The sequence below is a fragment of the Aeromonas sp. QDB34 genome (genome assembly GCF_027705405.1).
Classification (GTDB): domain Bacteria; phylum Pseudomonadota; class Gammaproteobacteria; order Enterobacterales; family Aeromonadaceae; genus Aeromonas; species Aeromonas hydrophila.
Window position 1 is genome coordinate 25,157 of the sequence record NZ_JAPDBT010000024.1, and the last position, 22,018, is coordinate 47,174.

A 22,018-nucleotide genomic window follows, 5' to 3' on the forward strand; every position below is an offset into this window, starting at 1 on the left:
CCCAATAGAACGACAAAAGCAAGCTGTCAGATAACATCAAGCCTTAACTTGGGCCAACACCTGCAATGCAGTAATGTCAGTTTCAGAACGCATGAGAACCGCACTATTCTGCTCCGAGGTATCGATGGTCAGATTGACTATTGCGCCGGACAATCCGCGCAGAGCATCGACGAGATAACCAACATTGAAGATGGCCGATACCCTCTCTAAGCCTAACGGCATCTTACAGGGGACGATCTCGGTCGCCCCCTCGTCGCTCCCTTCGTTCTTCGAGCTGATAGTGATCTCCCCAGCTTGGACTTGGAAACGCACAGTTTGTTTGCGACCATCAGCCAAAATCTTGGCTCTCTCAAGGCATGAAATGAAATATTCCCGATCTACCCCTAGGTCAGCCCAGCCATGACCAGAGGGATTCGGGATAACACGCTGCCAGTTGGGGTACTTTCCTTCCAGCAGGCTGAATTGTAGTTTCCAACCATGTACCGGACAGATGATGGCAAGGCGTGAAGCATCAAAGAGAACTACCAGCTCACACCCCATCTTTGTCATTGAAATTATTTGCTGCACTTGTTGTTTAGGGATCAACAACTGATGCCCCCGCACATCACCGCTAATACTGCTGATAGGGAACTCCCCTTTAGCCAGCCGCAATCCATCAGATGCCACAACTACGGCCCTCGTATCGTCCAGCTCAACGCAAATGGAATTGAGCGTTGGGCGGCAATCATTAGCCGGAGCCATACGGTTTAGACGGGTCAGGGTGGGAAGCAGATCGCTACTTTGGATGGAAAAGCGAGAGGTGTTATTACAAATCTCTGGCTGAGGGAACTCGTCTGCTGATAAGCACACTAACTGGAATCGGCTACGCCCTGCTTGAACAACGCCTGATAATTTATTGCCGTCAGAGGAAAACTTGACAGTTGCGGTTGCATCAACGGGCATCGAGTGAACGATGGCATTGAATTTTGCCGCATCAACGCAGATAGAGCCCGTGCCGCTGAACGAATCCATTTTCGTCATGCGGGTAGCAAAGAAACCACCATTCGTGGCTTGAACTGACAGAACGCCGTTCTCTGCTATTTGCAGTAGAAGGTATTTATGAATCGGTGCAATGCTCCCTTTTGCATGAGCTGCAACGAAGGTGATTGCGTCGGTAAAAGATGAACTGGATTTAAAGGTAAATTCCATCATAACGGTTGTCTCCTTGGTGCGTGGAGTCAACTTACGCTGTTACTTGATAATGCAAGTGCCCATCAGGTAGGTCACCTTGCAGAAATACTCTGATGGATTGGAGTAAGGGAAGAAAACAAAACCTACAATTGTACCGGACCGGATGAACTGAGCATATTGTCACCCTTGCGAATCCTAGCAGATTACAACCCCGCTAGAGGGCTACCAGGAACAGGACATATAGTGGAATAAGCATAGGGGATCATAAAGGGGTGTTCCCCCGCCTACTAAGCGGGGGAGGGGAGAGGGACTATTCAAACCCCTTAAAGTAAAAACTGGGGGCGTAGCCTGACCAACTGAACTCAAAGGAGCCAACTGTCTTGATAAGATCGCCTTTGTTCATACCGATAAGCTTTTTCAGTGCCTTGGCATCGTGGGCAGCCTCATAGGCAGTCAAGAAGCCGGACTCCTTCAAGATGAAGGTGATTGTATCTGTCGTGTAACTTTTCAGTCGCTCGGGTGTGGGAACCCATTGGGCTATAGCCTTCTCCTTAGCGTTAGGAGCGTGGGGGAGAGTGGCCATCATAACGTCCACCATCGGGCAGTAGCCGGTGCCGTCCAAACGCTCGACGATAAAGCTCATGGTACTGGCGATCTCGCTTCGCAACGCCTCAATACTTTTGCTGCTATCAGCAATGGTATCCGGCAGGGCGCGTCCAAAGGTTGCTTTGCCAGCAACGGACAAAAGGCTCGACAAAACAACTGATAGTTGGAAACGCTGTGAAGCCTCTGCGTCGCTTCCCCACGCCTCAACGGCTGCGCGTCTTAGCATTATCTTGTGGTCTGCAACCACCGAACTACTCAAAGAGGTAGCGGGATCACTATCGGCAGCCTTTCTTTTGGGCACATTGGGAGCCTGCTTATTCCCGTCATCCAATTGCAAGGGTTGGGCTGTATTGGTGAGAGCGGGATCAATCCCCGCCGCCCAGTTCGCCTGTTCAGTGATTTCTGCAGCTTCCGCCACTGCATCACAGTGCTTCGCAACACACGTTTTGAAGCAATCTGGGTCGGTACAACGATCTTCGAGCACATCACCTGCGGTATCAATGCGGTCATCGAGCAATGCAACACGCTTCGAGCAAGGTAAACAGCCATCAAACATCTGCTCTGCGCCAACGGTGTCATGGCTTACATGGTTAATCGAACCTTGGGACACTTCGGATAGAACAATGATGGTGCCGTAACGCTCGGCGAGTTCGCCCTTGCGGGCCGCAACCATAGCTGCAGTTTTTTGTTTAAAGCACACAAGATTCCGGCAAACAGCCCCGTCAACAACAGCGAACTCATTAAACAGGCTGGATTGTTGCTGGCTGTTGTGAATGCAGGAGGCGCAATCTCCTACATCAAAACGCGCAGAGGAAATCGGTGCCGAGGCTTTACCAAGCAAGGCTTTGAGCGCATCCACGCTAAGGCTTTTCTCAGTAATTGAGGGCAACAGAGCGTTCTGCGCCTCAGCACTGATACCTGCGAGCAAATCGGCATGGCGAAGTGAAACCAATTTGGCTGAGATTGCATCAAGCACTGCCGGAGTGCAGCGAGTAAGATGCAGGCGCTGTTTGAGGCGACCCAGCGACCAACCGAGTTGCTTACGGGCTTCTTCGTAATCACCATTGCATAGAGCTAGTGCCGTTTGTGCTGCGTGGGCTTCATCAACCGGCCCCATGTCTTCCCGCTGCAGGTTCTCCATCATGCCAATAGCAACGCCTTCTGAGTCACTGCAATTGACGACAAGGGCGGGGAGCGGGCAACCCACAATTTTGGCGGCATCCCAACGGCCATATCCTGCTAACAGCTCGAAAACACCTGCCACTTCTGGATGGGGGCGAACCGTCACCGATTGGATGATCCCGCGCAGCCTTACATCAGCGAGAAAATCCGTCCACTTGGTATTGTTGCGGCTGCCGCGACGGACGTTGCCCCAGGGGGCTGCGACTACCTGATCAACAGTGAGCATCACCAAAGAATCATCCGTGTGGTTGGAGGCGCCTTGTTTCAATGCGTTCATGTTCATAACCCCATTCTGGTTTCAATGGGGTTATGATCCCACGGCATCGGTCAATGCAAGGGAGGGCAAACCAATAATCATTAGTTGGGGCTATCAAATAGCAGACGAATATCTTTCGTCAATGAACAACCCCCCTGTCAGCAGGTGGGGGGGTACATCATTCCTCAAGCGGCCATTTGATTTACTGAATGTGTGGCTGAATCTGCCAATTCCTTTTCAAGTTGCCGCAAAAATGGGATCAGTTCATCAAGCTCTGCTTGGGCGCTGAATGGCTTCGCTGCCTCAGTGCGATAGTCGGTAGCGTTCTTTGTCCAAGTAGCCATTTGGGCCGTGGCTATGTTTGGTAAGCGCGGCAAGGTATCGACGAGCACGACAAAGGCGGCCATCACAGCGTTAATGCTATTGCGCTCTAAATTTCTCAGCTCGTAGTGATGACCAGAGGGGCCGCGAACTGTGAACTCGGTGGCGAAGCACAACTTGGCGAAATACGGCTTTTCATAGACCAGAGTAGCCCCCCGGTAAGTAGCCATGTCGTGTTGACTGCCAATATCTGCACGGTAGTTCAGTCTGCCATATTTTGAACCGACAGCCGGGGCGGCGGCGGTTATGTTTAGACGATCTGTAGCCGTCGAATCCACCCCCATTTTTTCATATGTCACACCATCCACAGTGATCAACAACTCATCCGCCGTGGCCGCAATGTTAGCTGCATCGGCTCGAATCATCTGTATTTTGGTCGCCAAGGTTGCGCTTCTTTGCTCAAGGGATTGTGCCTGGTCGTCCAATCTGACGCGATTCCGGAACCAGTTATTCCGGGCTGCCTCAAGCTTTCGCAGCTTTGCTTTGCCTTTGACATGAGCCAGGATTCGCGGGTCATCGGCTACGATGGCGCTTAACTCGGCATAATCAATCGCTTCATTTTGCTCTGTGTAGTGCCGGACTGAGCTATCGAGTTGACGGAAACGGCTGATAAAGCGCTGCTTGGTGTTGAGCAAACCCAGTTGCCAAGCATCAAGACAGCGACGGGTGATTGGCACAACAATATCAATGGTGAACTCGGGGTCATTCGCCCATAACAGATTGCCTTGGCGCTCAATGCGGCCAGCTCGTTGCGCCAAATCACCGGGCCGATATGGGAGATCGAAGTGAACCAACGAAACCAAACGCCGGTTGATATTGAGCCCAGAGCCTGCCAGTTCAGTAGAGCCAAGCAAAATTCGGATCTGCCCCTCATTCATCATGTCACGCAACGCTTCCTTTCTGGTGTCCGTCCGGTAATCGTGGATCACTGCGATCTCGTTGCGGGGGACGCCACCCTCAACCAATTTTTCTACCAGCTCATCGTAGAGGCTGAATGAACTGCAGACCATGGCGGTAAGTTCGAGTTCGTCTAGGCCTTCAATACGCTCTAACGCTTCTTCATCGCCCTGCCTAGCAAGGTTGAATATTGCCGCCCACTCTTTCGAAGCTCCGGCACGATGGCGAGCGGGAATGCTGCGATCCATGAAGACCATCTGAGTACCGCGAACGCTAGTTGTCGTTTGATATTTTTCGAGCAGGTAGCGCACTACGGTATTAATTTTGCTGTCCTGGTAGTCCGGTGCGTCTGGGTACACAAGCCGAGCATCGAGAGAGAGCATTCGCCCCCGGTTGAGCAGTTTAAGGGGGTTGTTCTCCCGGTTATCGACTCGAGAATATGCACTGACGATTTCGGCGAAGCCGTTTTCCTGGTGCTCATTGGGTTCAATCACCAGCTCGATGATCTTGCCCCCTGTGAGGGGAGGTATAGCACTGCGGCCATCAGCTAGTTTTGGCAAGACATTAGGCAACTGCTCAGAAGTAACTACATCAGCGAAGCTTGAGTAGATAGCTTGAAGCTCTGTCAAATTTGTGAATGTACTAATTCGAGTTCTCATCTTGTAGCCGCGCCCGGACGCCGCCAATTCATAATCTGTCACTGGCTGGGCGAAAACTGCACTGAATGCGTCAAAGTGGGTCAGCTTTGCTGACTGAGTAAAATCTTCGGCCATCACTCGCAGATGTCGATGTGCTTCCACAACGGAGTTGAGGATTGGTGTTCCGGTAGCCTCAACATATCGCCCACCGGCACGCAGAACAGCACGGCTTTTGATAAATAGATCAAAGGCACGCTTACTGCCTGATGCCTGGCCCATGCCGGCAACGCTTTGCAGGGATGAAGAATAACTTAGGTTCTTACCGAATTGGCTCTCATCAATGATTAGAGTTGTGATCCTTAGGTCAGCAAAGTCGAGCATTTCATCAGTGCGTTTGTTCACCAGTTCTTCGAGTTCTGCTTCTTTGCGCTGGATCCGCGTCTGCATCCGGCGTACAGATAACCGCTCATTTTTCAGCTCCGACAAACACCGGTGAAGATCATCAATCTCTGCTTCCAACATTTCGACTAAGAGATCGTGAGGGGCTGGGATTAGCCCGAACACACTCAGCGGGATGATGCATAGATCGAAGTCTGTCATTGCAAGGCGGGCTAAGGCTGTGCGGCGTGTGGCCGGGGTCATCATCGTTTTATCGAGCACAAAGATGTTCATGCCAGGGAAAATAAATTGTGCAGCGGTGGCATGCTGAGCAACAAGATGATTAGGCGCGACCAGCACTACACGCTCATATTTATTAATGCGTCTTAGTTCGCTTGCCGCGCCAATCATTGTGAACGTTTTTCCGGCGCCGACAGCGTGATCGATCAAAGTGCACGACTCATGAATGACCCGAGCAATGGCGTTTCTCTGTGTGTGATATAGGTCTACTGCACTACCAGTTAAAGGCAGGCGTGAGCCATTATATTTTGGGGCAACAAAGCCGTTGAAATGTGCGTTATAAGCAAGCTCAATTTCGTTGCGGCGTTCGGAATCATCCAGCACCCACGACTCCCAGGCCGCCTTAATTTCCTCTGCTTTGTGTTGGGCGGCCATTGTTTCGTCCGGGTTCGGAACAGTCGTATTAGATATGCTCGGATGTGGATCGCGTACCTCAATCGCGCGATTGTTCAAAAGCGCAATGAGCAAGGTGGTCATATCGCGGCGCTGCGTACCCCATTCAGAGGTTAAGACGGTTTGAGGAAGAGAGCCATGCGAAACATGATACTCGTTGTCGATAAGGGTAACTTGTGCATTCAATTTGGGCTGATCGACCAGATGGCGGATAAAATCGGCGTGGAAATGGTTAGGCAGCCAACGGGAGTTCATCGGTGCAAAAATGTCTACCGCCTTGATGGGGGAGGGCATGACTCGCTGCAGTTTGGCAACATTGATAGCAAACAGAGGGTCGGATTCGGCCGCTCCTTGTGCAGCCTCAATCTTGCTGGGGATGTAACCTGAAAGGTACTTTGCAGCAATGACCAGGTTGCCACTATCTGGTTCGGCAAATGCCAGAGATTGTTCGGCCAACTGATGCAAAAGTTCTTGGTCTGTCCCTTTAAAGCCGACCAGATCCCGAACGTATGAAAGATCGACCTCACCCTTGTAGCTCACGGAAATTAGCACGGCGTCGGCAAGGTTCGCGGCATAGCTGGGAGTGATCAACGGAGTGATTGCGCGGCGGGTGAACAGATCCCCCTTACTCCATTGCTCTTTACGCTCTGCGATGCCCTCCTTTTCGGCAACCGTGGTACTGATCGGTGCGATGTAGTCCAGCTCGAGAGCACGTAAGCGGTAATACCACGGATCTTCCCCAAGTACAGATTTGTTTTTTGAGGCGTGGAACGGACCGAAGTCGGCAGTAAAGCGGTCATAGGTTGCATTAAGATCAGCCCTAATAGCTCGCAAGCTGGTGTCTGGCGCATTGCTTTGCTCTGCGTTGATGAGTGATGCCAAGACCCTCTTAACTCTCAGCATGGCCGATATACGCAGCCTATCCTTGGCTGATTTAAACTCGCACTGTTGGAACGTGGGCACCTTAGCCCCGTTTTCATCAACATGATCTGCCACTCGACGCATCAACTCGCCCGCCGGAGTTTGGCAAAACTCATATGGCCCAACATCGCTCATACCAGCGGGGGCAGAAATGACGCCTTTCCTTGCAACTGGAACCGTAGACTTACGGTAAAATAAGGGGTTGGAAGTCTGGATATCGAGGATTTCAGTTACAACACTCGCAAGATCACGGCCAGGGTCTGCAACGTTGCAAGACACATTGAAGGTGCTAGGAGCTGAGATTTTGCCGGCGACGAGTTCAGGACGATCCACAAACAAGCGATTCACACGATATGCCGAGCCTGCTTCGTCGTTGACCTCTACGGTGTCGATCCATGAAGGGTTTTCTTCCGGGTGCTGGCAGGCTTGAAAGACCAGAATATCGGTAACAACGTTGGCTCCTTCACCCTTGAACACCGAATTCGGCAGACGACAGGCTGCAACCAAATTTCCCCTGGCCGAGAGAGATAGCCGCGCATCGTTATCTTTCGAGTCCATTACCCAGCTTGATACGACAACAGCCATTAGCCCGCCGTGGTGCAGTTCGCTCAACCCCCTAATCAGAAAGTAGGCATGTAGTGGAAGAGTGCCAAATGCTCTATCCCTGGCAGGAACAGAGCAGTATGGCGGGTTTCCAATAACTAGGGAAAAGTCGCCACTATTCGGGAGCTTTACTTGCTCGAACGGCTGATTGACATAGATCTTGGCTGCAGGGTTCAGCAGGCGGGCGATAGTCCCTGTCAGGCCATCCAACTCAACAGCAAAGGATTTCATCGCTGAAAGAGTCGCTGGGCGCCCCGCCAAAAATTTACCTGAGCCTGTAGCGAAATCGAGTAATAGACCTTCCTGCACACCCAGGCGTGCCACGGCACGATACATGGCATCAATAATCCATTCGGAGGTGTAATAGGAGGTCAATACAGATGCTTCCAACGCAGCGAATTCTGCTTGAGTGACTAGCGATTTCAATTCGGCATGCTGGGGGTGTTCTGGCTCAAAGAGTCCTGATAGTTGACCCCATCCGGTATACTGAGTAAGGACATCACGCTCGACGTCAGATACAGCCAGCGAGCCATCAGCCAAGCAGCGCTTTACAATTTTGATCGCTTCAATATTGCACCTGATTTTTTGGGACACCGTTTTTGCGATGACGGTTGTTTTGTGCCCTGAAAGGGGAGGGCAGAACAAGTAATCAAGGAAAGCCGTTGCGTTCAAAAAGGACATTTATAGCACCCGTAGACGATTTTTTTGCTTACTTCGATCATCCCCCAGATCTTCGCAATGCAACTGGCGCCATGAGCGCACTGACGGGCAAATCCATTCCGTCAGCAAGTTGCAGGTATTCACTGGCGAGCCCGCCAGTCACAGCCTCCTGAACACACGCCTGATTAGCCCCCAGTTCTGATTGGTGTTGGCCTGCACTATCAATGTGCTCGCGGTACAGCAAGTGGCCCGGAAGATCTCACTCGTGTGCTAGGCCCAGGCTTTTGTCTGTGTGCATGCTGAATTCGGGCCTCTGTGCTACGGCGTCTTTCAAGGCACCCCCTGAGCGGCTAGCGTCGGGGCTGGTGACCTGGTGTGGGATGCCTACTGGTTGATTTCAGGGAAGGGGGCACCAGTGAGCTTGTGCGAAGTGTTCAACGGATCCTGGGTCGGTGCAGGTGTTTAGTGGGGCCTGCAATGGTGGTGGCGGGATCTAGTTGGTGTGCTTGCCGAGTTCTGGACCCAGTACCCTTGAAGGACCAGATGTTACGGACCCCTGGCCACAGTGGATTCGGCGTCCTGGGAGACCTGCACCGGTGCCGGTGAGCGGAGGGGCCTGGGGATGGTTGTGGGCTTTTGTCGGTGTGCATGCCGATCTCGGGACCCAGGGCTCCGGTTTAGCTCGCTTCGGCCGAGAGGAGGGGAGGGATCTGACATGCCTTGGGCCGCTGTGAGCTCAGCGTCCAAGGGGGCACGCCGGTACCACTGAGCTGGTACGTAGGTTCAGAGTGGTTAGGGCTGGTTCCGGAGGTCAGGTGTATAGTTCGGCGCTGCTAGCACTGTAGGTGGAAGCGAGCTGCCGACCGGCTTGATATTTGGGGTCGACACGGCTGGTGACCTGAGGGCCCTTGCCGGGGTGAATGTAGAGTTCGGGAACCTTTATCCGATGGTGCTTACTGCGCCTCCAGAGCGGCCAGCTCTGGTGTCATTGATCTGGTGCACGGAGCTAAGAACGACCTCAACCAGTGATATGGATTAGCATCCAGTGGCTGCAGGTGGCAATGGACCACCGAGCTAATCGATGTTCAGCGTTTACGCTGCCGGTGTGGTAGGGCTGGATCGCCCCGGACCTGTGCCGAGCTGGTTGAGAGATCAAGTCCACAGCGTCCGGCGAAGTCGGCGGCCTGAATACCTGTGTTGAAGGGGCGGCCGCCTTGCATTGGTAAAACCAGTGGGAGAATTAGCACTGAGAAACTGATGGCCATTGTGTGAAAACCACACAATGCCGGCACAAGTAGAGTGTGCATCTTTACAAAGAACCGGCAATGTCGAAGATACGTGAAAGGGGAGACCACCGGCTCCTTACGCGAAAGCAAGCTGATTGGAAAGCAAGGAATCAAAGACCATGGAAATGACATTTACAGCATTGATAGCACTTGGTGTGAGCTGGTCGGCCGGTGCCGTTCTTGAGGTGTCATCACATGACGCGGATGTGCGGAAGATGGTTCTTGATGATATAGCCGAGGATGGCGACAAGCAGTTTATTGAAGCTCTCGGCGCTGGTTTGTCGAAGTCCGGCCTTATCAAGGTTCATGCCGAACTGGTAGGCTGGCCGAGCGAGTATGAGACGAGCGAGTACAGGCTGATCAGCGCCACTACAGTATTGGCTCCCGAGCTGGCTAACGTCATGGCGGCTGATATGCTCGCAGCAACAAGCAACTGATCGAGGGAAAATGGGGTTGAACTTTAAACAATATGGTAAACCAACATCGGTTAGAAATTTAGGCATAAGGTTACATCCGATAGCTGGATTGATAGTTCTTATTGCGATATTTTCTTTGATTGTTTTGGTCGATATATCAATTAGATATGAGAGTTTATGCTTGACCTTTCTATGCGTGTTTTTGGCAGGCGTAGTGATGGGGGTGGTGGCCATTGGAACATCTAGAGCCTGGTGTAAAGAACCCACAAATGACATTGAGTGATGATTACTTGGGAAAAACGATGAATATTCTGCAAGCGGGTAGCAAAGAAGTTGCACTTAAGCTGATTGAAGGTCAGGCCGCCCGCATCGTTGAACTGGATTACGCCGATGGTGCCATAGACCAGTTTGAGCTGGGTCGGTTGGGACGAAAATGCGGAGTAGCCGTGTTGCACCGCGGGCAAGAAGTGATCATTGTTCAAAGCATCCGAGCCTTACGTGATGGGCTCAAATCTGAAAAAGATACGTACCGGCAACGCCATCTCTATTGCATGTTTGACCTCGCAGCTTGCCTACCAGAGGAGGTGAAGTGGGTTGAATCGAGGGCTGCGTTCTTAGGGGACTGCATTCTTCGTGGTGAGCTGCTGGAGACTCCATATAACGCGCAGTCGTGGGCTCATTAAGCCCGTCATATTGAGGTAAAGGAACCGTGAGCGACCGACTCCCTAAAGGACTCTCCTTTAAGGCCGCAACAGGCCAGTGGCAGGCGCAGTACAATGGGCTGCGGGTTACTTACAACACTGCCCGCTATGGAGACATTGCTGAGGGCTTGGCTCGTCGTGCGCTGGAACGGATGCTGGCCGGGAATTTTGACCAAGTAGCAGATGATCTACTTCTCAAGTATTCATGGCGCATGGACGATGCAGCCAAGCAGTTGGGCCTATCGCTTGGCCAGCTTCGACAGTGGATACTGACGGGCACAGTTAACGGTAAGGAAATTCGATCACCCAAACGTGATGTTCAAGGGGTAGATCGGATCAGCGGATATGAGCTAATGATGGCGCAAGAACGTTTGCGGCTTGAGTAAGAGGGAATACGGCATGGCTGAACAGAACTGCGGTTGTTGTGGGGCGAAGCTAGAGCCCCGGAATGGGCCGGATACCCTGAGTGGGGAGACATGGGCGCACCCTGTTGCAGAATGTCCCTGGTCAAATTGGGAGGGGCTGACGATGGCTCAGGTTGTGGCGCTGGGCCGGATTACCACGTTGCAGAATTTGACTTTCAGGCTGGCCGAAGATCTGGATTATCTGGCCGAGAGCACCGAACTAGACGACTCTGATCGCCGCCATATCGAAGAAATGCAGCAGCTGATTTCGGATACCCAAGTCGAAGTTGGTAAGTAAGAGAAAAAACACCAATGAAGATCAAGCAAATGGCGCTTGGCTCCGTTGTACTGGCGTCTTGGCCGAGTGCAGAAACCCGGCAGAACGCTTTGCCGACCGAATGGATAACAGTATTTGCCTTGCCCTTACGTAGGCTTATCGACGACTGTTGTAGGCCTTGCAGCAGGCTGGTGAGTCAATGCAGGAGGCAGGTAAGGCCATTGAACCTCAACGCCCTATCGTCACCAACTGCGTCAAGATGCTGCCGGGCACCGCGCTGATCACCACTTATTGAAATTGGAAAAACCTAATCCGCCCCTTGAGGCGGATTTTTATTATCCGTTACTGCGCCCGGCGGGTCTGTGCTGCCGGTGCCATAGGTGGCTGCGGGCCTCCGCGGTCCCGGCGCCGAGGGTAGCCACTGTTGGCGGGGTGGATCCGGTACTGCGTCCGGTGGGTCTGTGCTGCAGGTGGCCCCGGGCCGCTGCGTGCTCCACGCCCTGGGTGGCCACTGCTGGCGGTGGGATCTGGCGCAGTGTCCGGTGTTGCCGGTGCAGCAGGTGGCCCCGGGCTGCTGCGAGCTTGTCGCCCAGGTTGGCCACTGCAGGCGGTGGGATCTGGCGCTGTGTCCGGTGTTGCCGGTGCCGTAGGTGGCTGCGGGCCACCGCGGTCCCGGCGCCGAGGGTGGCCACTGCTGGCAGGGTGGATCCGGTACTGCGTCCGGTGGGTCGGTGCTGCAGGTAGCTCCGTACAGATGCAAGCTCGTCGCCCTGGTTGGCCACTGCTGGCGGTGGGATCTGGCACAGTGTCCGGTGTTGCCGGTGCCGTAGGTGGCTGCGGACCTCCGCGGTCCTGGCGCCGAGGGTGGCCAACGCCGGCGGGGTGGATCCGGCACTGCGTCCGGTGGGTCGGTGCTGCAGGTAGCTCCGTACAGCTGCGAGCCGGCGCCCTGGGTGGCCACTGCTGGCGGGGTGATCAGGTACTGCACCAGTTGGGTCGGTGTAGCCGGTGGCCCCGGGCAGTTGCGAGCCGGCGCCCAGGGTGGCCATCGACCGGGTGGGGGTCGGTGCACCAGGTGGCTGCGGGCCTCCGCGGTCCCGCCGGCGGGGTGTATCAGGTAATGCATCCGGCGGGTCTGTGCTTCCGGTGGCCTCAGGCCACTGCGAGCTCAACGCCCTGGGTGGCCACTGCCGGCTGGGTGATCAGGTGCTGCGCCAGTTGGGTCGGTGTAGCCGGTGGCCCCGGGCAGTTGCGAGCCGGCACCCAGGGGGCCACAGCCGGCGGGTGATCCGGAACTGCATCCGGCGGGTCTGTGCGCCCCGTGTTGCCGGTGCAGCAAGTGGCCCCTGGACGCCGCGGTCTCAGCGCTCAGGTTGGTCACTGCCGGTGGGGTGGTGCCGGTACTGGGTCCGGCGGGTCTGTGCTGCCGGTGGCCTCGGGTCGCTGCGGTTTCGGGCAGAGGTTACCCAGCGGTGGCGGGGTGACCCGGCGCTTCGCCTAGTGGGAAGGAGTAGCAGGTGGCCCTGGGCCGCTGGGAGTCCGACGACCAGGGTGACCACAGCCGGCGTGTGATTCGGTGTTTCGCCCGGTGGGAAGGAGTAACAGGTGGTACTGGGCTACTGCGAGATCGTCACCCAAAGTAGCCGTCGACCGGGTGGGAGGCCGGTGCAGCGTCCTGCGGGCCGCCGAAGTCTCGGTGCCCAGGTTGGCCATTGCCAGCGGGGGATCCTGTACTGCGTCCGGTGGGTTAGTGCTGCAGGTGGCCCTGGGCTGCTGCGAGCTCGTCGCCCAGGTTGGCCATTGCCGGCGGGGGATCCGTTACTGCGTCTGTTGGGTCTGTGCTGCAGGTGGTCCCGGGTCGCTGCGAGCTCGACGCCCAAGGTGGCCAGTGCCGGCAGGGTGATCAGGTGCTGCGCCAGTTGGGCCGCCGAGCTCTCGGTGCCAGGGTGGCGACAGCTGGCGGGGGGATCTGGCGCAGTGTCCGGTGTTGCCGGTGCCGTAGGTGGCTGCGGGCCTCCGCGGTCCCGGCGTCTAGGTTGGCTGTGGATCCGGTACTGCGTCCGGTGGGTCAGTGCTGCAGGTGGCCCCGGGCTGCTGCGAGCTCGTCGCCAAGGTTGGCCACTGCCGGCGGGGTTGTGCCGGTACTGGGTCCGGCGGGTCTGTGCATCAGGTGGCCCCGGGCTGCTGCGAGCTCGGCGCTCAAGTTGGCCAGTACCGGCTGGGTGGTGCCGGTATTACAAGTGGAACAAGGCCCCCGTGGGATGCTTGGAGCACTAACAGGCCGGTGCCCTGAATAACTCGGTGTTGAGTCGATGACAGCCTTGCATTAGACAAAATAGCGGGAGAATCAGCACTGATAGTTCTGCACCAAGCATACTCGTAGGTCCCCATGAGGATCGGGAGTTTTATTTGTAAGATAGCTCGGATTTTCATGCAGATTATATCGAAGAGAGCATGGACGATAAAAGCGTAGTGCTATCGGTAATTACTTATGTATGAAGGAATGGTAGGGAAATATGAATAAATTTGAGATTACTTTTTGTATGGTGGTCCTGGGTGCTGTTCTCTGCGGGTGCAAAGACACAGATTATGAGGGAGTGAGACTTGTTGATAAGTACCACAATCAAAGCATGGATAATGCAATCAATTTAACTGTTTATGGAAATGCCTTAATAAAGCATCTTGATGAGCGAAGAATGCTTGATGTTATGGAACCAAACTGTGAACGTTTTTCATCCCGGATTTGTTATGTAACAGAAGAGCGTTTGGAGTGGGTAAAGTTAGCCAAAAAAGCATTTCTTTCAGGAATGGAAAAAAATGACGCAAATATTATTGTCAATTTGCCGGCCATGGTTAATCTGGATGAGTTTGAACTGACAAAAACTCAGTCGGAGCAGTTTGTTGAATTTATTAAGTTTAGTTCTGGTGACAAAACTTTATCTCATGAGGGGTTAGCTGCATCATATAGCTACATTGGAAGGTTGGGAGTTGAGAAAGGGGAATACTTTGAAGCATATAAACACTTCGCCGATGCAGTTGCTATTAGTAATTATAAGGGTGTTTATGCTAAGAATGTAATAGCCCTGTTGGACTATTTTGGTTGTAAGCAAGATACACTCGTATGGTCTGAGTTCACAACCGGTAGTAATTTAAATGTAGTTATAAAGTTGAGGGGCGCTCGATACCCTGAGCAGGATATAGATATCGGATTCAATCTTGCGCTTGCAAGATTGGCAATACGTAGAATGGTAGACGTTCCTCAATTACAAAATAGTTGCCCAATCAATCTATACAAAAATTAATTCGGTTGAATGGTTATTAGGGTGAGACCCAGCACTAGGTTGGTCGGCACTTTGGTGGGTAGATTGATGATGTTCTTGAAGATTAACCGCCACCAGAGCAGATTATTCAGTTTGGGTTGTAGGGGAGCTCTTGCAAGTCGCGGCCCATTGTGGCTCAAGGGTGCCGCAAAGCATTGCTGTGGAACTAAGCCGTCGCACAAGTGTTTGCGGCGGCCCAGCCAACCAGTGATTCGTCAAGTGTAGGGCTCGAACACCGCAGTTATGTTCTGGTGGCTTGCTCTAAGGCTACCAACCAGTGCGGTATGTCTTCAGTGCTATTGCCAATCGGTTGTTCCGTCTTGGTCGCCGCGGGCCACTGCCGGGGTGGAATCGGATCATATAGCCAAAGTTACCAATCTGGGGGCATGATGGGTGATGTGGGGGTAGAAAAAATACTCAGAGTATCCGAAACATGAAAAATATCATTTTCATTTTTATGAGATCAATATAATCTAAAGCTGATGCGCAGTCGTTTATAGACAACTCTCAGAATGGGGTAAGCGGAGAGTGACAATTATTGAGCATTAATAGTTAGTTTCTTTCCGTTGAATTTTTTAGTAGGGATCACACATGCAAGAATTTTTGAAAATGCTGTTGAATATTCGAAGCCTCCGGGCAGCACTTCGAGATCTGCCCTTTGAACAAGTACAAGAGGCCCACGAAAAATTCGAGTTGGTGTACTTGGAACGTAAGACTCAAGTAGACAAAGAAAAGGCTGCTCAATCAGAACGAATGAGTAAGTTGGCAGAGTTCCAGGAGTTGCTGGCCAAGGCCGGCATCGACCCCAAAGAACTTGTCGGGGATGCTTCAGGCGTAAACTCTAGTGAAAAGAAAAAACGCGCTCCGAGACCGCCCAAGTATCGTTATGTTGTTGATGGAAACGAACAGACTTGGACAGGTCAGGGGCGCACCCCGAAGCACTTGGCTGAGCAGATAGCACAAGGGCGCTCGCTGGACGATTTCCTCATCTGAATGTGATGGCCATGCCATTTATGCATGGCCATCAATTTTTAAATCTGTACCAGATTGCCAGATATTAGTCCGCTAGGTTATTCTGTATAAGTCCTCGGTGCCTACGTGGGGACAGGCCGCCCGGCCTGGCACCAACATCAACTCTACCTGCACTCTGCAGGTACTTCCACCTGTGATCCATCACCCAAGCCCTCGTAGGCTGATTCTGCATGTCCGTTCACCGGTTATTCTCCGGCGTCAGCGTACATGCAGAAACAGCCCAAGGCTGTCTTATGGCACTCGGTCCGCAATGTGTCACTCGTGACCAACACCAACCCGGGATTAAAACCAAATTCAACGAGGCATAATCATGTTCGAAGTAACCAAAACTGGAGAACTTATCTCTACTGGCCAGCTTGTAAGGCTGGGGGAATCCAACGTTTATGCAAGCGTGAACCCAGGCGAAGGATGCAACTTCATAAGAACAGTTGTGAGATCGCCGGCCGCAGACATAGACAAACTTAATTCAACATTCACATCTTGCGTTTTAGATGCTGATCAAGTCATTCAGGCATTGAACAGTGTCGATCCTGCGTGGCCCTTGCTGCTTGCGAACGCGCTTGCAGAGAAGGCGGCTTAACAATTTAAGCCTCCAGGGCACAGAAACAGGAACTACAAATGTTTAATTTAGGAACGTGCGGTGCCACTCCAGTCGCTATGGAAACACTTGAACGCCTGGGCATATCGTCATCAGCTTTGCTTGACGCTCATCGAGAGGGGTTATTGTGGAGCCATGCACAGAGACTTAAGAACCTTGATGCTATCAGCAATGATGAGAGGGTTCTATCCAGCCTGCCGGCTGATAAAGGCCAAGGTAGGATATGGGTTATCACTGAGGCAGACCGCAGCACCACAACAATCATCATGAGTGATGAATACTAAGGAAGGGCACTATGGAAACTATCACAGTGGCCTTGATTTCTGGGTTCTTCGCCGTTATCGCTGTCGCGATCCCATGCATATTTGAAATGCGAAATCGCAAGGCAAAATTGCGAGAAGAACGACAGAAAGCCTTACTCAAAGTTGCTATGAGGGATCTCGAGTTCCTGCACTCTGTTGAGAGTAGATTACTTGAGACGATCCAAGACATGAGCGGTGAGAGCATGAAGATCAGGATACGGCAAGAGGTCACGATAGACACCGGGCTTGTATGGTCTGGTCAGTTCACGCCAAGCCGAATCCATCAGCGACAACGCCAGATGGAAAACACATAAACCCAGAACCCGCCTAAGTAATTGGCGGGTTTTTTTTCCTCCTATCTCGAGACCGTTCAGAAAACCCCCCCCATTTTAGCTGTGCAATTATTTCCGCTTGAGTGCGGTATAACGCCCCCTAGGATTTTCTATACGGTGGCGTCTATGAGAAAAAGTGTTTTGGCATTCAGTGTCGTTGCCCTGCTGGGGATATCGCAGGTGCAGGCTTCACCAGGCGACACACGGCCTGAGAGGAGAACTCCGCCAATGGCGGAGATGGCACGTGATACTTATGGCGACAAAACGCTCATAGAGCTCAACACTGAAATCGAACTGCTACAGAACGACCTGGCCCTTTTGCGTGATGAGTATGCCAAGCATAACGCGCGGATCACCGGGCAGATTACTCGCCTACGTCACATCATCAATGACCGTCAGCAGGCGATCAATTTCATTCGTCGGGACCGAGAACAGCGTTACTTCAGCGTGCATCCTGGATCACTACGTGGACAGCTGGAGAGCCTCCGCTTTGCGTTGGGGTTGCAGGCAATCCGTTGGTCTAAGACCGTACCGGCTCACTGCGATTGGCAGTTTGATGCCGGTTTTGAGGTCGATAAAAAAGAGCCGATAAAGGCTCTTGAAGCGTTCCTGGCTGGATTGCCGCTTCTTCCGCAGATACATGAAAGGGATCGATCCGCGACAATCACAGCGACGGAGATCATCAAGTGCGACTGAAGCTCCTGTCGGTGGCGGTAGCTGCAGCCTTGGTAGGAGGGTGCAGCCCGAACAACGTACTAAAAGACCACAGCGCCCCGCAGATCGTGTCGACGCGCAGCCAGAACGACACCGGCGTATATAACACTGTTGGAGCGGAGCAGAATGACTTGGCTGCAGCTGTTCAACAAAAAGTTGAGCAGGTAACAACTAAGCACCAATGGACCCCTGTTGCGACGGCAAGTAATACCAAGAAGCCGATGCTTGCATCAGCATCGAATCCAATGGCAAGCACGCCCCAAGAGTTGATGAAACCTCTGGCTCCTGTTGTGACGAGTGGGAAGGTGTTCGTTCCAATTAATGAAACAAAGCCGCCTGCCATCACAGTAGAAAAGTTGTCTATGGTTGTTCGAGCTGGTGAATCTTGGGAGCGTGCTTTATCGAGATGGTTTAGAGATAACGGGTATAAAACAGTTCTCTATTATTTCCCAGGGGGAGTGCCTACTGGCTTTTCATCTATACCAAAGAAAACGCACTTTTCTGCGTATGACTTCCAAGGGGTAATATCCGACGCGCAAAGCGCATTTGGCAATGAAACAAATTCAAAATTCATTGTTAGCTACGACGCTATGAGTAAAAGTGCCGTAATACACGTTCCAGGGGTGTTGGTACAGACATTTAATGTCACTGCCGGCAGCCTGAAAGAAAATGCAATTCGTCTTACCAAGTCCTATGGGTGGAATACGACAATACAAGATTGGCGTCCTCAGGATTATTACGTATCGTCAAGCTGGCCAATCGTCACGGAAAGAGGGGATATAGCATCAGCACTTAATGCGTTGATCGAATCATACCCAGTCCAACCACAGCTACTGAAGTCAACACAACACGTTTATTTTGTGCAGGGGAACTGATCATGAAATCGCGCAGTGCTATTGCAACAGCAGTTATCATAGCTCTTTCAGGGTGTGGTGCCACGGATCATTTGGAGCAGAAAAATGCTGCTAACGATACACTTGGACAAATTAAGGCGTATGAGGGTAAGCATGAATCCTCTAAAAGTATCTATATCGACAAGCCCCCTTTGGACTTGAATCCGACAATCGGTGAGGGGGCCCCTTGGTGGGTCAGAAAGCCCGCCACCATTCAAGGCCAAAATATACCGCTTAGCTTTGCAGTAAGGAACTTGCTGCAATCGGCCGATCAGAAAATATCAGTTAACTATGGACCTGATGTGGTCCAAGACAAAATTATTTCTGTGGATTATCAGGGGGATGTGAATGGGGCGCTAAATGAGATCGCAGCAAAAGCTGACATTTCCGTTAGTGTTCTTGGGAACAAAATTAATTTTGAACGATATGTCACAAAAGTATTTGAGTTAAATTCACTCTTGGGAAAAAGTTCATTCCTCTTTGGCCGCAAGGCTAACTCAGTAAATAATAGCGGTGAGGGATTAGCAAACCGAACAATTACAAGCTCTCTTGGGAATTCGGATACTTACGCAACCACTGAAGTGGTCGACATAAATCCGTTTGATGACTATTTAGCTGCTATAGAGTCGATTCTGAGGCGTGACGGTGCAAGTAAGGATGATAAGAACCCATTAGAAGGGAATGTAATCGTAACTTCCTCGACTGCTTCTATTCTTGTTAGAACAACCCCGCATCGTATGAGCCTGGTTGAGAGCTATATTTCATCAAGAAAACAGGCAATAGCTCGCCAGGTAATGATTGAAGTAAAGGTTCTCCAATTCAAAGGAGGCAAAGGTTCTGCGTTTGGCATTGATTGGAATGTTATACGAAATCTTTCAGAAGGTAAGCTGCAGTTTGCTGGTCCATCACTGCCAACCCTAGGTGATTCAGGGAATTATGGATTTTCATTTACCTCGACAAATCCAAAATGGGATGGAACAACCATCCTGATGAAGTCACTGCAAACTCAAGGGCATGTTGGTGTAGAATATGAGCCAAGAACTGTTGCTAGAAATAACAGAGTGGCCTCAATAGATAACTCGGAAAAACTGACATATATTGCCAGAGTAACAGTTACACCAAATGAAAATGCCGATGCAAGCGTTGAAGTTGAAGATGCCGTTGTAAGTGATGGCCTTACAATGTCCGTGATGCCAAATATATCAGATGATATGGTAAACCTCCAAATTTCTGGAGTTCTATCAAAAGTTATTAAATGGGATGATACAGAAGTGAGCGGTGTAACAATTCGGGCGCCGCAAGTTCAAGAAATAAAGTTTGATCAAGATATTGGCCTTAAATATGGCGAAACCCTCGTGCTTAATGGATACAAACAGAAGTCAAATAAGTCTGATGAGACATCTGTATTTAAGAATTCATTCTTGGGTGGGAACTCAGGTGAAAGTAGCATGACAGAAACAATTGTTCTGATCACCCCTAAGCGGATATAGAGCCATGGGAACTATCAGAACTACTCTGCCGCATGGTGGTAAGCAAAAAGAAGTCCTGAAGCGGTGGCGGGTGGAGTATCCGGCTAAGTATGAGCGGATATTCGAGAATGGAGAACTGCTAACGCGGGTAGCCTCTGATGAGGCTGATATTGCTTGGGGCGAATGCATTGCTGAGGCACTAATTCACGAAGTGAAAGACACCCCCAGGAAATGGGTGTGCATTATTGCTTCAGACCGCGCCTATCGATGCGTTCTCTGGGACGCTGGAGATATTCGTCGTGATGAAGTCGTCGATGCTACGGAATTGTCTGAGTGGTTGCAGGTACACCCATCTGACCGCATTTTTTCTACAACCGAATTATCTGTTCATGGCATAGAAACAACGATAATTGAGGCTTTAAATTTAAGGCCTGATGACTTCGAGCTCGTTGAGTTTCGTGGTTCTGCATTGGCAAGAATGGTTAAACCATCACTTGTTTGTATATCTGTTATTGCAGCTGTTACCTGGTTTCTATGGCCTGAACCGCCACCACCGCCGCCACCGGAAGTAACGGATCCCTGGTATGCCTATCGCGCAGCATGGACAGATGTGCAACTTGCGGGTGATGCGATCAGTGAGTTTGGTGTGACGTGTGCAAAGTTTGGAACAATTCCCGTTGTCACGGATTTGCCTGCGGGAACCATCGAAATAGGCAGCATCAATATGGTGTTGCCTGAAGTTGTGATCGATAGACAAGTGATAAATGCATGGACTGAAAAAAATAACCTATCTATGTCATTCAGCGGGTCATCACCATTTATTCGAGTAGCTATCCCTCTGAGTTCCTATTGGAGTTCACATCATGCCAATTTCAAGGTTCTTGATGATACAGTCTTTGATTTGTTTTCAAAGCTTTCGTTGATATCAGGTTTGAAAGCAAGCTATGAACCCATAGAAGCTAATGGGGTATGGGCAAGTAGAAAGGCCAGCCTGACCATCGCAAAGGCTAATCCTTGGTTCATTAGCGAGCTTGGTAATGCGATGAAAGGAATGCCAATAAAATTGGAATCAGCAACGTTCAGCATTAGCAAGGAAGGGGATTGCACCCTCAATAATGCGGTAATTCAGTTTGGAGGTGGCTCACAATGAATGAGAACAAAAATAAATATAACACTAAAAAGTTGGTAACATATTTAGGGTTGCTGTCAGTAGCATGTGCCAGTGCGGTTTATTTATATCAGGCTCAAGAAAATAGAAAGGAAAAGCGGAATGAGCGTCTCAATGCTCTTATCGCACAGTCAGAGCAGCGGGCGCCGGCATCAACCGCTGTAGTTGGAGGGGGCGATATGGCAAGCCAAAGTGTGATTGACCCCCCGGCTGCAGTGAAGATGCCGAAGCTGCCAAAAAACATACAAGAGCTGATGAGCCTCGGAGAAAGAAGGGCTAAGGCAGAGGCCTTGCTGGCAACAAACACGGTGGAAGAGCTGATTGAGATTAATGCCGCAAAGAAAAAAGTAGCAGCAGAGAAGCCAGCGGAAAGCACCCCACCTTCTGGGGCATTCTTGCTTCAGGACGAAATGCCTGTAGGCGCAACCGTGTCCTCTAGCAATCCAATGCCGGTAGGAACTGGAATCGCATTTAATGAGCCTAAGGAGATGGACCAGCCTGGTAGCAAACTTGACAGACTCATTCTTCGATATGCGGCCCGTGTAGATGGGAGGCTGACCGCGTATGTTTCTATTGGTGAGTCTGGAAGAATGATTCCTGCTCTGGTAGGTAAGACAATAGATGGTATTAAGATTATCTCCCTGAATGATAGGCAATTGTGCGCAAGATATGGAAAGTCATCTCGCTGCATAAATATGGTCTATTGAGGAACCGGATGTTA

At 51.6% G+C, this 22,018-nt stretch carries 17 protein-coding genes; 14 read left to right on the forward strand and 3 right to left on the reverse strand.

Annotated features, from left to right (window positions below; all coding sequences use genetic code 11):
- Positions 1–36: 36 nt before the first annotated feature.
- The 3 genes from OKC29_RS20255 to OKC29_RS20265 form a co-directional block, all read right to left on the reverse strand.
- The gene (locus tag OKC29_RS20255; protein WP_103829025.1) at positions 37–1,191 is read right to left on the reverse strand and encodes a DNA polymerase III subunit beta; all 1,155 of its coding nucleotides are present in this window, start codon (positions 1,189–1,191) and stop codon (positions 37–39) included.
- Positions 1,192–1,480: 289 nt separating this feature from the next.
- Positions 1,481–3,235: a PRTRC system ParB family protein gene (locus OKC29_RS20260; RefSeq protein ID WP_167576737.1), complete on the reverse strand. Its 1,755-nt coding sequence runs from the start codon at positions 3,233–3,235 to the stop codon at positions 1,481–1,483.
- A gap of 164 nt (positions 3,236–3,399) precedes the next feature.
- A complete protein-coding gene (locus OKC29_RS20265; RefSeq protein WP_134695596.1) occupies positions 3,400–8,406 on the reverse strand; it encodes a DEAD/DEAH box helicase family protein in 5,007 nt (1,668 codons plus the stop codon).
- 1,384 nt (positions 8,407–9,790) lie between these two features.
- On the opposite strand from OKC29_RS20265, the gene OKC29_RS20270 reads away from it, so the two are divergent.
- The 14 genes from OKC29_RS20270 to OKC29_RS20335 all read left to right on the forward strand — a co-directional run bounded on the left by OKC29_RS20270 (position 9,791) and on the right by OKC29_RS20335 (position 22,004).
- Positions 9,791–10,108: a hypothetical protein gene (locus OKC29_RS20270; RefSeq protein WP_103828380.1), complete on the forward strand. Its 318-nt coding sequence runs from the start codon at positions 9,791–9,793 to the stop codon at positions 10,106–10,108.
- A 248-nt stretch (positions 10,109–10,356) separates the two neighbouring features.
- Complete coding sequence (locus OKC29_RS20275; RefSeq protein ID WP_206618415.1) at positions 10,357–10,770, forward strand: hypothetical protein; 414 nt, start codon at positions 10,357–10,359, stop codon at positions 10,768–10,770.
- Positions 10,771–10,796: 26 nt separating this feature from the next.
- Entirely contained in the window at positions 10,797–11,174 is a 378-nt protein-coding gene (locus OKC29_RS20280; protein ID WP_103828379.1) for a hypothetical protein, read from the forward strand.
- A gap of 13 nt (positions 11,175–11,187) precedes the next feature.
- On the forward strand, positions 11,188–11,490 hold the full coding sequence (locus OKC29_RS20285) for a hypothetical protein (RefSeq protein WP_103828378.1): 303 nt from the start codon (positions 11,188–11,190) through the stop codon (positions 11,488–11,490).
- Positions 11,491–13,985: 2,495 nt separating this feature from the next.
- Positions 13,986–14,771, forward strand: coding sequence for a hypothetical protein (locus OKC29_RS20290; protein WP_194760746.1), 786 nt, complete (start codon positions 13,986–13,988; stop codon positions 14,769–14,771).
- 609 nt (positions 14,772–15,380) lie between these two features.
- Complete coding sequence (locus OKC29_RS20295; RefSeq protein ID WP_103828375.1) at positions 15,381–15,782, forward strand: H-NS family histone-like protein; 402 nt, start codon at positions 15,381–15,383, stop codon at positions 15,780–15,782.
- 349 nt (positions 15,783–16,131) lie between these two features.
- Positions 16,132–16,401 carry a hypothetical protein gene (locus OKC29_RS20300; RefSeq protein WP_128345047.1) on the forward strand — a complete coding sequence of 90 codons (270 nt, stop codon included), beginning with the start codon at positions 16,132–16,134 and terminating at the stop codon, positions 16,399–16,401.
- A 38-nt stretch (positions 16,402–16,439) separates the two neighbouring features.
- Positions 16,440–16,703 (forward strand): hypothetical protein, encoded by a 264-nt coding sequence (locus OKC29_RS20305; protein WP_103828374.1) that lies wholly within the window; start codon positions 16,440–16,442, stop codon positions 16,701–16,703.
- Between the two features lie 11 nt (positions 16,704–16,714).
- Complete coding sequence (locus OKC29_RS20310; RefSeq protein WP_103828373.1) at positions 16,715–17,035, forward strand: hypothetical protein; 321 nt, start codon at positions 16,715–16,717, stop codon at positions 17,033–17,035.
- 144 nt (positions 17,036–17,179) lie between these two features.
- On the forward strand, positions 17,180–17,749 hold the full coding sequence (locus tag OKC29_RS20315) for a hypothetical protein (RefSeq protein ID WP_128345049.1): 570 nt from the start codon (positions 17,180–17,182) through the stop codon (positions 17,747–17,749).
- Positions 17,740–18,642 carry a hypothetical protein gene (locus OKC29_RS20320; RefSeq protein ID WP_134695599.1) on the forward strand — a complete coding sequence of 301 codons (903 nt, stop codon included), beginning with the start codon at positions 17,740–17,742 and terminating at the stop codon, positions 18,640–18,642. Before OKC29_RS20315 ends, OKC29_RS20320 begins: the two co-directional genes overlap by 10 nt.
- Positions 18,643–18,644: 2 nt before the next feature.
- A complete protein-coding gene (locus OKC29_RS20325) occupies positions 18,645–20,150 on the forward strand; it encodes a hypothetical protein (RefSeq protein ID WP_103828371.1) in 1,506 nt (501 codons plus the stop codon).
- Positions 20,151–20,154: 4 nt separating this feature from the next.
- Positions 20,155–21,279 (forward strand): hypothetical protein, encoded by a 1,125-nt coding sequence (locus OKC29_RS20330; protein WP_128345053.1) that lies wholly within the window; start codon positions 20,155–20,157, stop codon positions 21,277–21,279.
- Positions 21,276–22,004: a hypothetical protein gene (locus OKC29_RS20335; RefSeq protein WP_128345055.1), complete on the forward strand. Its 729-nt coding sequence runs from the start codon at positions 21,276–21,278 to the stop codon at positions 22,002–22,004. Before OKC29_RS20330 ends, OKC29_RS20335 begins: the two co-directional genes overlap by 4 nt.
- Positions 22,005–22,018: the final 14 nt, after the last annotated feature.